Origin of the sequence: Actinokineospora xionganensis (genome assembly GCF_014323725.1) — a bacterium.
Classification (GTDB): Bacteria; Actinomycetota; Actinomycetes; order Mycobacteriales; family Pseudonocardiaceae; genus Actinokineospora; species Actinokineospora xionganensis.
Map to the genome: position 1 here is coordinate 163,434 of NZ_JABVED010000012.1, position 13,508 is coordinate 176,941.

At 71.0% G+C, this 13,508-nt stretch carries 13 protein-coding genes; 8 read left to right on the plus strand and 5 right to left on the minus strand.

Going from position 1 to position 13,508, the window contains the following annotated elements:
• Nucleotides 1-136 precede the first annotated feature (136 nt).
• Together GPZ80_RS21435 and GPZ80_RS21440 are read left to right on the plus strand one after the other, a co-directional pair.
• The gene (locus GPZ80_RS21435) at nt 137-889 is read left to right on the plus strand and encodes a hypothetical protein (RefSeq protein WP_187222754.1); all 753 of its coding nucleotides are present in this window, start codon (nt 137-139) and stop codon (nt 887-889) included.
• A gap of 247 nt (nt 890-1,136) precedes the next feature.
• On the plus strand, nt 1,137-2,012 hold the full coding sequence (locus tag GPZ80_RS21440; RefSeq protein WP_187222756.1) for a hypothetical protein: 876 nt from the start codon (nt 1,137-1,139) through the stop codon (nt 2,010-2,012).
• Between the two features lie 60 nt (nt 2,013-2,072).
• On the opposite strand, the gene GPZ80_RS21445 is transcribed toward GPZ80_RS21440, so the two are convergent.
• Together GPZ80_RS21445 and GPZ80_RS21450 are read right to left on the minus strand one after the other, a co-directional pair.
• The gene (locus tag GPZ80_RS21445) at nt 2,073-3,476 is read right to left on the minus strand and encodes a hypothetical protein (protein ID WP_187222758.1); all 1,404 of its coding nucleotides are present in this window, start codon (nt 3,474-3,476) and stop codon (nt 2,073-2,075) included.
• On the minus strand, nt 3,473-3,655 hold the full coding sequence (locus GPZ80_RS21450; protein WP_187222760.1) for a hypothetical protein: 183 nt from the start codon (nt 3,653-3,655) through the stop codon (nt 3,473-3,475). The genes GPZ80_RS21445 and GPZ80_RS21450 overlap by 4 nt, the downstream gene beginning before the upstream one ends.
• Nucleotides 3,656-3,726: 71 nt before the next feature.
• Between GPZ80_RS21450 and GPZ80_RS21455 the strand changes: the two genes are divergently transcribed.
• Nucleotides 3,727-6,033, plus strand: a complete 2,307-nt coding sequence (locus GPZ80_RS21455; protein WP_187222761.1) for an FdhF/YdeP family oxidoreductase — start codon at nt 3,727-3,729, stop codon at nt 6,031-6,033.
• Here GPZ80_RS21455 and GPZ80_RS21460 read toward each other — a convergent pair.
• Nucleotides 6,011-6,259 carry a mycoredoxin gene (locus tag GPZ80_RS21460; RefSeq protein WP_187222763.1) on the minus strand — a complete coding sequence of 83 codons (249 nt, stop codon included), beginning with the start codon at nt 6,257-6,259 and terminating at the stop codon, nt 6,011-6,013. The two genes, GPZ80_RS21455 and GPZ80_RS21460, sit on opposite strands and share 23 nt — an antisense overlap.
• A gap of 124 nt (nt 6,260-6,383) precedes the next feature.
• On the opposite strand from GPZ80_RS21460, the gene GPZ80_RS21465 reads away from it, so the two are divergent.
• Nucleotides 6,384-7,043, plus strand: coding sequence for a DUF2238 domain-containing protein (locus GPZ80_RS21465; RefSeq protein ID WP_187222765.1), 660 nt, complete (start codon nt 6,384-6,386; stop codon nt 7,041-7,043).
• Here the strand turns inward: GPZ80_RS21465 and GPZ80_RS21470 are convergent.
• Both GPZ80_RS21470 and GPZ80_RS21475 read right to left on the minus strand, forming a co-directional pair.
• A complete protein-coding gene (locus GPZ80_RS21470; RefSeq protein ID WP_187222767.1) occupies nt 6,961-7,233 on the minus strand; it encodes an SCO4225 family membrane protein in 273 nt (90 codons plus the stop codon). The genes GPZ80_RS21465 and GPZ80_RS21470 overlap by 83 nt on opposite strands.
• A gap of 132 nt (nt 7,234-7,365) precedes the next feature.
• Complete coding sequence (locus GPZ80_RS21475) at nt 7,366-8,889, minus strand: phytoene desaturase family protein (protein WP_187222769.1); 1,524 nt, start codon at nt 8,887-8,889, stop codon at nt 7,366-7,368.
• 99 nt (nt 8,890-8,988) lie between these two features.
• Here GPZ80_RS21475 and GPZ80_RS21480 point away from each other — a divergent pair, with 99 nt between their 5' ends.
• The 4 genes from GPZ80_RS21480 to GPZ80_RS21495 all read left to right on the plus strand — a co-directional run bounded on the left by GPZ80_RS21480 (nt 8,989) and on the right by GPZ80_RS21495 (nt 13,430).
• Nucleotides 8,989-10,299 carry an alpha-lytic protease prodomain-containing protein gene (locus GPZ80_RS21480; RefSeq protein WP_187222771.1) on the plus strand — a complete coding sequence of 437 codons (1,311 nt, stop codon included), beginning with the start codon at nt 8,989-8,991 and terminating at the stop codon, nt 10,297-10,299.
• Between the two features lie 75 nt (nt 10,300-10,374).
• Complete coding sequence (fdhD, locus tag GPZ80_RS21485) at nt 10,375-11,196, plus strand: formate dehydrogenase accessory sulfurtransferase FdhD (protein WP_187222773.1); 822 nt, start codon at nt 10,375-10,377, stop codon at nt 11,194-11,196.
• Complete coding sequence (locus GPZ80_RS21490) at nt 11,193-12,374, plus strand: CaiB/BaiF CoA transferase family protein (RefSeq protein ID WP_312880485.1); 1,182 nt, start codon at nt 11,193-11,195, stop codon at nt 12,372-12,374. The genes fdhD and GPZ80_RS21490 overlap by 4 nt, the downstream gene beginning before the upstream one ends.
• A 177-nt stretch (nt 12,375-12,551) precedes the next feature.
• Nucleotides 12,552-13,430, plus strand: a complete 879-nt coding sequence (locus tag GPZ80_RS21495; RefSeq protein ID WP_187222775.1) for an alpha/beta hydrolase — start codon at nt 12,552-12,554, stop codon at nt 13,428-13,430.
• Nucleotides 13,431-13,508 lie beyond the last annotated feature (78 nt).

Below are 13,508 nucleotides of genomic sequence, written 5' to 3' on the forward strand. Positions count from 1 at the left end.
TTCAAGAGTCTACGAATGTCGGTAACGGCCGGTCGAAGCGGGCATTGAGCCGATCAGCGGTACCTACATCCGGACGTCATCTCGACGGCACTGCGACGTCACCGCCACGCCTTTCGGCCGGTCTAGCGTCCGCGCCATGCGGAGGGTCCCGGTCGGCGCGGTGGTGCTAGCCGGCGCCATGGTCTTCATGTTCATCCTGACGAACCTGGCGGGCTGGTTCGGCGACGGCGCCCCACGCGAGACCGTGGCCGCCGACCCCGCGCGACCCTTCGTCGGCACCCCCGCCCAGGACTGGGCCGACGGCGAGGCCGGGATCGTGATCCCCCCGGTCGAGGCGGTCGGCACCCACTCGACCGAGGCGATCGCCGACGCCTACGCCCGTGCCCGCGATGTGGTGGCGGCGGCGATGCTGGAACCCGCGGTGATCATGGGCGTGGACTACGAGCCCTACCTGCGGCTGTTCGCCGCGGGCGACCAGGAGAGCCTGCGCGCGGTCCTGGCCGACCCCGAGCGGGTCGATCGCTTCGTGGTGCGGCTCGGCCCGGACACAACCCTGCTGCCGGTGCCGCCGAAGGTTCGGGGCCGGATGTGGGCGGAGTCGGGCGGAACCGGGAAGCTGCTGGTCAAGACCCGATTCGTGGTGGTCTACCCGCTGCACACCGACGACGGCCCGCAGGTCCAGGTCGCCCGCCTGGACATGGACCTCACCGTCGTGGGCGAGGGCAGGCCCATGGCCGACCGGGGTGTCTGGCTCAACGAGACCCAGGGCTACCCGGCCGAATGCGGCCACCCAAGCGGCGTCAGCGCCATGACGGGCGGAGTGGGCCTTCCGGACGCGCTCTTCGACCCCGATCGGCCTATTGGATCCGAGTCGTCCTGCCCTCGATGACCGCTGGTCTGGCTTCGACCGCCGTTCACCGCAAGGCACGTTCGGCTGGTGGGCGCGTTGCTAACACCACCCGTTGACACATCGATGTGGTGAGCACAGACAGTCGTCAGTCGACCCAGACCGGGAACGGTGCTGGAGCGCCCTTGGGGGGCCGGTGGATCAACGGGAGTTCGGCGATCACGCGGCATTGAGAGACGCCGAGTGGCGCGACCGTGTGCGGGCGTCGGCTCGGGCCGACGTTCGGGCGATGGTGCGGGCAACCCGCAGGCGCAAGCTGGAGCGCTGGCTCGTCACCTCCATGGTGCTCGTGGCGATCGTCGCCGTGCTGATGCTGATGGTGCGCGTCGGCATGTTCGACAAGGTGCTCGCCAAGACCGAGGACCCGACCGCGGCAGCCGCCGCGCCGGTCATCTCCGACCGTCTCATCGCCGACTCCGACCGACCGTTCGACCACACCCCGGCCTCGGGCTGGGCCGACGGCGGCGCGGGAATCCTGGTGCCGCCCGCGATGCAGATCGGCGAGTTCACCAAGGAGCAGGTCGCCTCGGCGACCGCATTGGTCCGTGACGCCCTGGTGGCCAGCAGGCTCGAACCCCGGCTGCTCGTCGAGCACGACCCGTCCCGCTACCTGTCCCTGCTCGCGCCGGACGCGCGCAAGCAGCTGGCGCCGCTGTTCGGCTCCGGCAACGAGCCGCAGGCCCAGGCCCTGGTGAGCCTGGTGTCGAAGGGCAGCCCGCTGCTGCCGGTCGAGCCGAAGGTCAACGGCCGGATGTGGGCCGAGGCCGGTGGGCCGGGTGAGCTGGTGGTGCACACCAACTATGTCTTCGCGTACGCCTTCGACGGGCCCAAGTCGAGCGACCCGATGGACCGGGTCGTCGTGGTCCGCGCGGAGGTCGACTACGTGCTGCGCACCGGTGGCCGGTGGACCGCGGGCAGCCAGGGCCTCTGGTACGGCGGCGTCGGCGGCTACGGCTATTCCATCTCGTGCGTGGAGTACAAGAAGGGCTTCCTCGCCCCGGCGTTCCGCGACGGCGACAAGATCCACCGGGTCCCCCGCCGCGACCGCGACACCTACTTCGACCCCACCGCTCCCCTGCCCGCCGAGAGCGGCTGCCCCACCTGACCCGCGAGTCCCCACCTCCCGACAGTGAGTTCCCATTTCGCTCCCGCCTGAACTGGGAACTCACGGTCGGGAGGTGGGGACTCGCGGGAGGATCGCGGACTGGACGTGGTCGAAACCGAGGGCGGACTTGAGATCGCCGTCGAGGAACGCCTGCTCCGGGACGGCGACCGTGCGGCCCGCGGTGGGTTCGAAGACCAGCAGCACACCGCGCTCGTGCGCGACGACCAGGACGTAGTGGCGCGGGACGATCCCGCCGACCAGCAGCGGCACCGGCAGGCCCTGGTCGACCGCGGCCAACACCTCGCGCAGCGTGCGGGAGATCTCGCGGCGGTCGGTGTCGTCGACCAGCCGCCAGTCGTACCGGGTGCCGAGGTGTCGGGTCAGGTAGGCGGCGACGCCCTTGGGTGAGGTGCCGACCGCCCGCGGGTAGACGACGTTCGTCTGCTTGTGGACCACCGCGCGCTCGGCGGCGAACGCGGGCTGGAAGTCGTCGCGGGTGAGGGCCAGCGCGTACACCGGGTCATGTTCCGCGCGGGCCACGATGAGGACCGTGGTGCCGCAGGTCGTGGCCTCGTACTGGCGCACGGCGACGCCCATCCGGCTCTGCGCGGCCTCGTCGCCCCGGTCGACCAGCGACAGGTGCGACCGCAGCCAGGTCTCGTCCCGGCCGCGGATGGCCTCGGCGAACCCGCGCAGCACCTCGACGCCGTGGCCCGCCCCGACCGCCTTGAACAGCCACGCGCGCTCCGCCTCGGCGGACGCCGACGCCAGCAGCTCGGCCACCTCCGCCGACTTCGCCGCGCCCAACCGGGCGAGCTGGCTCAGCCCGAACAGGCCAGGGTCGAACCGGGCCGACTCCAGCCCGATGTCGGCCAGTGCGACCGCGTCCCTCGGGGACAGCCCGCCCTCGACCGCGGCGGCGGCACGGGCGGCGCCACGCAGGTCGTTGAGCCTGCCCGCGGCGCGGTCGGCGGCGGTCAGGGCGTCGGTGTAAACGGCAACGCAGCCGCTGATCAGGTCGCCGACGACTCCGACCAGCTGCGCGATCCCGACCGGGTCCGGCATCGGCACGGAGCCGACATGGGTGGCGTCGTGCGCGGCCGCGGCGAGGGCCTGGTGGAGTTCGGTGTGCCTGCGCTGGTGTTCGCGCACGGAGGTGGCGAGGTCGGCGAGGGTGTCGCCGGTGGCGGTCAGCGTTGCCGCCACCCGGTCGAGGACACGGCCGGTCGCGGGGAGCGGTTCAGTCCCCAGAGCGGCCACCTGGGACCCCAGCGGGGTCAGCGATGCGCCTGCCGCCCGGTAGGCGGCGGCGAGGGCCTCCAGGGCGTCCGGGTCGCCGGGTGGGGGCTCCTTGATCTCGTTGACCACGCCCGCCACGACGCTCACCAGCTTGACCGGGTTGAGCATCGCGCCCAGGTCGTTGAGGTTGCGCACCAGCGACGTGAGCTGCACCGGTCCGCTCACTGGGCACCGTCCAAGACCGCGAGGCAGGCGTCGAGCTCGGCGAGCAACGCGGACCGCAACCCGGCGTAGGCGTCGGCGGCGGGCGCGGACCCGCAAGCGGCGCCACCACCGCGGGTGGCGGCCTCGAACGCCTCGCGGGCCTGCCGCAGGGCGGCGGCCAGGTCGTCGGCAGTGGGCATCCGTCGCCTCCTCGCGTGACTTACGCACCGACCGTATGGCATCCGTACCCCAGGGGGCAGAGGATGGGCGCATGGTGCGCCAGTCCCCCGACAAAGACGTCGACGAGTCCGACCTGTCCGTGACCACCCCGAAGCGGTGGGCCGCCGGGATCCCCGGTGTCGCCGTGTCGCTCAAGCGGAGCGTCGAGCAGATGGGTGTGGTCCGCACGGCCAAGACGCTGCGCCTGCTCAACCAGCGCGAAGGGTTCGACTGCCCGGGGTGCGCGTGGCCGGAGCCCAGTCACCGGCATGCCGCCGAGTTCTGCGAGAACGGCGCGAAGGCGGTCGCCGAGGAGGCCACGAAGCGGCGGGCCGCGCCGGAGTTCTTCGCTGAGCACCCGGTGGCGGACCTGGCCGAGCGCACCGACTACTGGCTCGGCGGGCAGGGCCGACTGACTCACCCGATGGTGTTGCGGGAGGGCGGCACACACTACGAGCCGATCTCCTGGGACGACGCGTTCGCCCTGATCGCCGAGCGCCTCCGCGCGCTGTCCACTCCAGACGAGGCGGTGTTCTACACCTCCGGCCGCACCAGCAACGAGGCCGCGTTCCTCTACCAGCTGCTGGTGCGCTCGTTCGGCACGAACAACCTGCCGGACTGCTCGAACATGTGCCACGAGTCGTCCGGCGCCGCGCTGTCGCAGACGACCGGCATCGGTAAGGGCTCGGTGTCGCTGGCCGACTTCGAACTGGCTGACCTGATCATCGTCGTCGGCCAGAACCCGGGCACGAACCACCCCCGGATGCTGACCGCCCTGGAGAAGGCCAAGCGCGCCGGGGCCAAGGTCGTCGCGGTGAATCCGCTGCCCGAGGCCGGGCTGATGCGGTTCAAGAACCCGCAGAACGTGCGCGGGGTGCTGGGCAAGGGCACCGAACTGGCCGACGAGTTCTGCCAGATCCGCATCGGCGGCGACCAGGCGCTGTTCCAGGCCGTCGGACACCTGCTGCTCACCTGGGAGGCCGCGAACCCGGGCACGGTCGTGGACCAGGACTTCATCGACAACCGCGCGACTGGATTCGCCGAGTACGCCGAGAGCGTCCGCGAACTCGACTGGGACGTCGTCACCGCGGCGACCGGGATGGCGCGCGAGCAGATCGAGAAGGTCGCCCGGATGATGGCCGACTCGAAGCGCACGATCGTGTGCTGGGCGATGGGGCTGACCCAGCACAAGCATTCGGTGCCGACGATCCGCGAGATCGCGAACGTGGTGCTGTTGCGCGGGATGATCGGCAAGCCGGGCGCGGGGCTGTGCCCGGTGCGCGGACACTCGAACGTGCAGGGTGACCGGACGATGGGCATCTGGGAGAAGATGCCGGAGAAGTTCCTGTCGGCGCTGGAGACCGAGTTCGGCATCGAGGTCCCGCGCGCGCACGGCCACGACACGGTCGCCGCGATTCGCGCGATGCGCGATGGCAAGGCGAAGGTGTTCGTCGCCGTCGGGGGCAACTTCGCCGCCGCCACACCGGACACCGAAGTCACCGAGGCCGCGCTGCGCTCGTGTGACCTGACCGTGCAGGTGTCGACCAAGCTGAACCGGTCGCACGTCGTGCACGGGCGGACCGCCCTGATCCTGCCCACGCGCGGTCGCACCGAGCGCGACACCCAGGAATCCGGCGACCAGTTCGTCACCGTCGAGGACTCAATGTCGGTCGTGCACCGGTCCGAGGGCAGGCTGGAGCCCGCGAGCGAGCAGCTGCGGTCCGAAGTGGACATCGTATGCGGCATCGCCGACGCGCTGTTCGGCCCGGGGCATCCGGTGCCCTGGAAGGACTTCCCGCGCGACTACGACCTGATCCGCGACCGGATCTCCCGGGTCGTGCCCGGCTGTGACGCCTACAACGCCAAGGTGCGCGAGCCCGACGGCTTCGTCCTGCCCCACTCGCCGCGCGACAGCCGCGAGTTCAGCGGGACGAAGACGGGCAAGGCCGCGTTCACCGCGAACGAGCTGACCGTGCCGTTCGTGCCCGAAGGCAGGCTGCTGCTGCAGACGCTGCGCAGCCACGACCAGTACAACACCACGATCTACGGTCTCGACGACCGCTACCGCGGCATCAAGGACGCCCGACGCGTGGTCCTGGTCAACCCGGACGACCTGACCGCCCTCGGATTCGAGGACGGTCAGCTGGTCGATCTGGTGGGCGAGTGGCCCGACCGGGAGCGCCGGGCGGAGCGGTTCCGGGTGGTGTCCTACCCGACGGCCCGAGGGTGTGCCGCGGCGTACTTCCCGGAGGCGAACTCGCTGGTGCCGCTGGACTCCACCGCCGAGGTGTCCAATACGCCGACGTCGAAGTCCGTCGTGATCCGGCTGGAGGGGGCTACGCCGCCAGCTGCGCCTTGACCTCCGCCAGGCTCGGGTTGGTCAGCGCGGCGCCGTTCGGGAAGTGCAGGGTGGGGACGGTCTGGTTGCCGCCGTTGACCCGCATCACGAAGTCGGCCGCGCCGGGGGTCTCCTCGATGTCGACCTCGACGTACTCGATGCCGTCGGCGGCGAGCAGCGTCTTGAGCCTGCGGCAGTACCCGCACCAGGTCGTCGAGTACATGGTGAGCTTGCTGGGTGCCGACATCGTTGGGTTCCTCTCCCCGTGGTCCTTGCGACGTTGGAGTCAACCACGGCACAGCCCCGAAAATGCCCGCTCCCGGTGCGCCGCCGGTCACACCGCAATGCCGGAGAACCGCTAGCCTCCGCGCGTGGGGAGAACACGGTGGGCTGCCTTGGGGATCTTCGCGCTGGTCACCGCCGCGACGTGGTGGTCACCGCGGTGGCCGCTGGAACAGGCGCTGCACGGATCGTTGACGGTCGTCGGCCTCGCCCTGCTGCTGTGGCGCGGCCGCAGGCTCCCGACCAGCTCGTTCGTGCTGGTCATCGCCTTCCTGACGCTGCACACGATCGCCGCGCGGTGGATCTACTCGTTCGTCCCCTACGACGACTGGGCGGACGCGGCGCTGGGGGTGCGGCCATCGGAGTCGTTCGGCTGGAGCCGCAACCACTTCGACCGGCTCGTGCACCTGGCATACGGCCTCTGCGCGGCACCGGTGGTGTTCGCGCACTTGCGCGACTGGCGCCCCCGGCACCGCGCCCTGGTCGCGGTGACGGCGGTACTGGCGACAAGCGCGCTGTACGAACTGTTCGAGTGGGGCATCGCGATCACCCTGTCCCCGGAGGCGGCCGAGGCCTACAACGGCCAACAGGGCGACATGTGGGACGCGCACGCGGACACCGCGCTGGCCCTGCTCGGCTCACTGATCGCGGCCGGACTGTGCCTGCTCACCTCGACGCGCCTGCCGACCGACTCGTCACGACGCGCACCACAACCCAGATCAGGACGGCTTGGGCAAGCGCGGAGATGATCACCACCGGCCAGTAGCCGATCGCACTGGCGGCCTGCACCACCAACAACGACACCGGCGCCGTCACGAAGACGCACCAGACACCGACCATGGATTCGGAGTCCCCCACCGCCGCGACCACCACGGTGACGGCGCACACCGCCGCCACGAAGGCCAGATAGGCCAGTGCCGCAACCGTCGCCTTGCTCATCGGAACAACACTGCCATCACCGCGTCCCGGCCGCCAACGCACGACGCCTGCCCGGAATCACCCGAACAGACACCCATCGCTCCAGCCGACGACCACGGCCGTCCGGCACCCCATGCCGTCTACTGGCGGGCCTCAACGCCCAAGTACAGCCATAGCCGCGTTGTGGCCGCCGATTCCGCTCACTCCGCCACCGCGCCGGGCGCCGCTGCCGCACACGAACAGGTTCGGCACGTCCGTCTCCACGCCCCAGCCGCCCTCGTCGGCGAACGGCCACGACAGGTCGCCGTGGAAGATGTTCCCGCCCGGCATCCGCAGTTCCTCCTCGAGATCGAGCGGCGTGCGCGCCTCAAGGCGGGGATTGCCGTCGGCGTCGCGGGCCACGCAGTCGGCGATGGGGTCGACGAGGTGCCGGTCGAGTCCGGCCGCGTAGCGGTCGACGAGTTCGCCGCACCAGGCGCCGTCGGTGAACAGGGCGGTTGGCAGGTGCAGGCCGAACAACGTCAGGGTGTGGGCCCCGCTCTCGGCGAGTTCCGGCGCCAGGATGGACGGGTCGGTGAGTGTGTGGCAGTACATCTCGCCCGGCGGGAACTCCGGGACCTTCCCGGAAAGGCTGAGCTGGTAGGCACTCTCCAGTTCCACATAGGACTCATCAAGGTGGAACGTGCCCGCGAACGCCTGCCTCGGGTCGACTCCGGAGCGCAGCCGGGGCAGCCGGTCCAACAGCAGGTTGATCTTCAACTGGGCACCCACAGGCGATGACGCCGGGCGACCCCGCAGCCGGTCGAGCACAGCGGGCGCCACCCCGGACAGGACATAATCCGCGCCGACCACGCGGTCCCCGACCGTGACCTCCGCCGACTCGCCGTCCGCGTCGACCATGGTCACCTCCGCGTTCGTGACGATCTCCGCGCCCGCCTCGCGGGCGGCCCGCAGCAACTCCCCGGTGACCGCGCCCATGCCGCCGACCGGCACCCGCCACTCCCCCGTCGAGTTGCCGATCAGGTGGTAGAGGAAACACCTGTTGGCCAACAGATCGGGTGAACCGAGCGACGTGTGCGTGCCGATGAGGGCGTCGGTGGCGACGATGCCGCGCACCAGGTCGTCGGTGAAGGTGTCCTCGATCGCCTCACCCAGCGGCCGTTCGAACACCTGCCGCCACACCCGCTCACCCGCCGCGCCGACAACCAGTTCCCGCATGGCCGCCCTTGACCGGAGCGGTTCGAGCATGGTCGGGGCCAGCACGTCTGCCAGCCGGACGAGTTCGCCGTAGAACTCCCGCCAGCGCCCGAATTCGACGTCGGAGCCGGTCAGCGCGCGGAACGACTCGGCCGTCGCCGTCCCCGGGTCTCGCTCCACCAGCAGGCCCATGGCGCGGCCGTCGCGGACGGTCGGGGTGTACGAGGACACCGCGCGAGAACGCAACTCCAGCCGCAGACCCAAGTCCTCGACGATCCGGTCCGGCAGCAGGCTCACCAGGTACGAGTAGCGCGAGAGCCGCACCCCTGGGAACGGGTTCGCGCTCACCGCGGCGCCCCCGGTGTGGCCCAGGCGTTCGAGCACCACCACCGATCGCCCGGCTTTGGCCAGGTAGGCGGCCGCGACCAGCGCGTTGTGCCCACCGCCGACAACGACGACGTCGTAGCTGTCCCTGTTCACCCTTCGGACTTTAACGGTATGACCCGATTGGTATGTACCAATTTGGGGGTTGGCGGGCTTAGCTCGGAGGGTCCCACCTCACCCTGCCTTGGAGATCGGATGAACCGAAAGATCACCGCCGCCGCGTTGGCGGCACTCAGCGTGGCCGGCTTCACCACCGCCGTCACGCTCAGCACACCGTCCGCCGCGGCGGACACGTCGATGGAGGCCGCGCTCGCCCGAGACCTGCACATCACCCCGGAGCAAGCGCGGCAGCGGCTCGGCCGGGAGAAGGTCGCGAGCCAGACCGAGGCCGCCCTGCGGGCCCGACTCGGCGCGTCCTTCGGCGGCGCGTGGCTCAACGGCGACGCGACCCGCTTCACCGTCGCGGTGACCGACCAGGCCAAGGCCGACCAGGTCCGCGCGCTCGGCGCGATCCCGCAGACGGTCGCGCGCAGCGAGGCCCAACTCGGCGCGCTCAAGGACCGGCTCGACACGGCGGCGAAGTCCGCGCCCGCGGGCGTGCCCGGCTGGTACGTCGACGTCGCCACCAACTCCGTCGTCGTCCTGGCCAAGCACGGCAGCCAAGAGGCGGCGAAGGAATGGGCGGGCGCGAACGGCGTCGACGCGGTCCGGGTCGAGGCGTCCACGGAGTCGCCCAAGCCGTTGATCGACATCATCGGCGGCAACGCCTACACCTTCGGCAGCGGCCGCTGCTCGATCGGCTTCGCCGTGGAGGGCGGTTTCGTCACCGCGGGCCACTGCGGGCGCACGGGCACCGTCACGTCGAACCCGTCCGGCACGGTCGCCGGATCGAGCTTCCCAGGCAATGATTACGCCTGGGTGCGCGCGGCGGCGGGCAACACCCCGCGGCCGCTGGTCAACCGCTACCCCGGCACGGTCCCGGTCGCGGGCTCCACCGAGGCTCCGGTCGGCGCGTCGGTGTGCCGCTCGGGCTCCACCACCGGCTGGCGCTGCGGCACGATCCAGCAGAAGAACGCCTCCGTCACCTACCCCGAGGGCACGATCACCGGCCTCACCAGGACCAACGCCTGCGCCGAACCCGGCGACTCCGGCGGTTCCTGGCTCACCGGCGACCAGGCCCAGGGCGTCACCTCCGGCGGCTCGGGCAACTGCACCTCCGGCGGGACGATCTACTTCCAGCCGGTCAACGAGATCCTCAGCGTCTACGGCCTGCGGCTGACGGTCTCCGGCGGCACCCCGCCGACCAGCACTACCACACCGCCGACCAGCACGACCTCGCCTACCACCACCACGGTCCCCCCGGGCGGCACCTGGGCCCCATACGTGGCGTACGCGGCGGGCGCCCAGGTCACCTACGGCGGGGCGAGCTACAAGTGCTGGCAGGGACACACGTCCCAGCCCGGGTGGGAACCGCCCAACGTCCCGGCGCTCTGGCAGCGGCTGTGAGCTGAGCGGGTCCTCACCGGAAGGCCATCCCCGACGGGCGCAGGCGTCGGAGATGGCCTTCCTTAGGCTGGGGGCATGGGACGAGTGACGGTGCGCCGGTCTGTGGTGCGGCTGAGCGCCGACGGGCGGCGCACGCGGCCGGACGCGCTGGCCGCGGAGGAGCCGCTGGAGCTTCGGGTCGGGGGGCGCGCGCTGGCGGTCACGATGCGCACGCCGGGGCACGATGTGGAGCTGGCGCACGGCTTCCTGCTCACCGAGGGCGTGCTCGGCGACCGGGAGGACGTGTCCATCGCGCGGTACTGCGACGGAGCCGACGAGGACGGGCGCAACACCTACAACGTCCTGGACATCGCCCTGGCCGACGGGGTGCCCGCGCCCGAGGTCGGGGTGGAGCGGAACTTCTACACGACGTCGTCCTGCGGGGTCTGCGGGAAGGCGGCGCTGGACGCGGTGCGGCTGCGGACGCGCTTCTCGCCCGCCGAGGACGACGTGACGGTGAGCGCCGAAGTGCTGCACTCGCTGCCGGGGCTGCTGCGGGAGAAGCAGAAGGTCTTCGAGAGCACCGGCGGGCTGCACGCGGCAGGGCTGTTCACCGCGTCCGGTGAGGCGCTGGTGGTCCGCGAGGACGTGGGCAGGCACAACGCCGTCGACAAGGTGCTCGGGTGGGCGCTGCTGGCCGACCGGGTGCCGCTGCGCGCGATGGTGCTGATGGTGTCCGGGCGGACGTCGTTCGAGCTGGTGCAGAAGGCGGCGATGGCCGGGGTGCCGGTGCTCGCGGCGGTGTCGGCGCCGTCGTCGCTGGCGGCCGACCTGGCCGAGGAGCAGGGGATGACGCTGATCGGGTTCCTGCGCGACTCGGCCATAAACGTCTACACCGGAATCGGGCGGATCGGGTGAAGCCGCTCGACGGGATGGTCGTGGTCAGCCTGGAGCAGGCGGTGGCCGTGCCCTACGCGACTCGGTTGCTGGCCGACCTGGGCGCGCGGGTGATCAAGATCGAGCGGCCAGGATCCGGCGACTTCGCGCGCGACTACGACAGCTCGTGCGGCGACGTGTCCAGCTACTTCGCGTGGACCAACGTCGGCAAGGAGTCGGTGGCGGTCGATCTCAAGCAGGCCGACGGGCTGGCGATCGTCGAGGAGCTGATCTCGCGCGCCGACGTGGTGATGTGCAACCTCTCCCCCGGCGCGGCCCGCCGCCTCGGGCTCGACGCCGACGCGGTTCGGTCGCGGTACCCGCGGCTGGTCGCCGCCGAGCTGTCGTCCTACGGCGAGGGCGGGCCGTACGGGGAGCGCAAGGCGTTCGACGCGCTCATCCAGTCCGAGACCGGCCTGGTCGCGACGACCGGCGACGGGCCGTCGATGGCGCGGGCGGGCATCTCCGTGGCCGACATCGCCGCGGGCGTTCAGTTGCACGCCGCGGTGCTGGCGGCGCTGGTCCGGCGGGGACGGACGGGCGAGGGGGCGACGCTGCGGCTGACGCTGATGGAGGCGCTCGCCGAATGGATGCACCAGCCGGCGCTGTACGCGCACGGCACCGGCTCGTCGCCGGGCAGGCACGGCGCGCACCACCCCACTATCGCGCCATACGGGCCGTTCGCCTGCGGGGACGGCGGCGCGGTCCACCTGGCCGTGCAGAACGACGGACAGTGGCGGCGGCTGTGCGCGTCGGTCATCGGGCGGCCCGAACTGGCCGACCACCCGCGGTACCGGACCGTGGCCGACCGGGTCGCGCACCGAGCCGACCTGCACGCCGAGCTGCAGCCGTCCTTCGACGCCCTCGACGCCGACACCCTGCTGGCCGCGCTCGACGCCGCCGACGTCCCCGCCGCCCGGACACGGGGTGTGACGGAACTGACTTCGCACCCGCAGCTGGTCGCCCGCGAACGCTGGTCCAGCGTGCCGGTGCCGGGCGGCTCGGTGCCGATGCTGCGCCCACCGGTCGACGCCGACACCTGGGCCTGGGACCCGGCACCCGTTCCGACGCTGGGAGAACACACCGACGCGGTCCTCGACTGGCTCGGCTACCCGACTTCGAAGGTCGACGCGCTGCGGTCGCGGTCGGTGATCAGTTAACGATCTTGTTCCTGGTTTGGACGCGCTCAGTAGCGATCTTGGGACACGCTCGGCGCAACGAACCGAGAAACGTTCGAGTTCACCCTCACGATGGGGTGATCGAGGGCGTCTGACAGGCCACCAAATGCCTGACTTGGTACGTCTTAGGGGAGAGGCTGTTCCGTCGGAGGGGGACGCATGGGGGACGGGGGAAGACCAGGGCTCAGCCGCCGGTCGCTGCTGATCGCGGGCGCCGCCGGACTGGCGGCGACCGGGGTGGTCTCGGGGTCGCTGCCGTGGCTGGACCTGGTGACCAGCGGAGCCGCGCCGGAGCCCCTGGTGCGCACCGACCGCGTGTACTCCGCCGCCCGCGGCCAGGACGTCGACGTCGTCACCATCCTGCCCGCGCAACTGCCGACGAAAAACCTGCCCATGTGCTTGCTGCTGCATGGCCTGCACGGACGCGCTCGGCACGCCGCTCCCACCGGCCTACCCGCCGCACTGTCCCGCGGGGTCGCCCGCGGGACGCTGCCGCCGTTCGGTTTCATCGCCGTGGACGGCGGCAACAACTACTGGCACGAGAACCGGGTCGGCGACAACGCGATGGCGATGCTGCTGGAGGAAGTTCCCCGGTGGCTGCGAGCCCGCGGGCTTGGGGACGCCACGGGCACTCCGTTCGCGTGTGCGGGAGTGTCGATGGGTGGATTCGGGGCTTTGCTTTATGCCCGCCGTCGTGAGGAGATGCGGGCCCCGTTGTCGGCGGTCGCGGCGATCTCGCCTGGGTTGCTGATGTCCTGGCGTGAGATGAGTACTCGACGGGCGTTCAAGAACACCCAGGAATGGGCTTCGCTGGATCCGCTGCGGAACGTGGAGAAGCTGGGTCGCGTTCCTGTTGGGGTGTGGTGCGGGACCGAGGACCATTTTATCGAGGGGACTCGGAAGTTTATTCGGCTTGCTTCGCCCGAGGTGGGGTACACGGGGCCGGGTGGGCATGGGGATGGGTTTTATCGGCGCATTGTGCCGGATGTTTTGGGGTTCTTGGGGCGGCATGTGCCTGCTGTGAGTCGCAAGGCCTGACCTGCTGGTTCACCTGGCTGCTGTTCGCCTGGCTGGTTTCGTTGACGGGCGCCGGTTTGGGTGGTTCGTAGGGGCTCG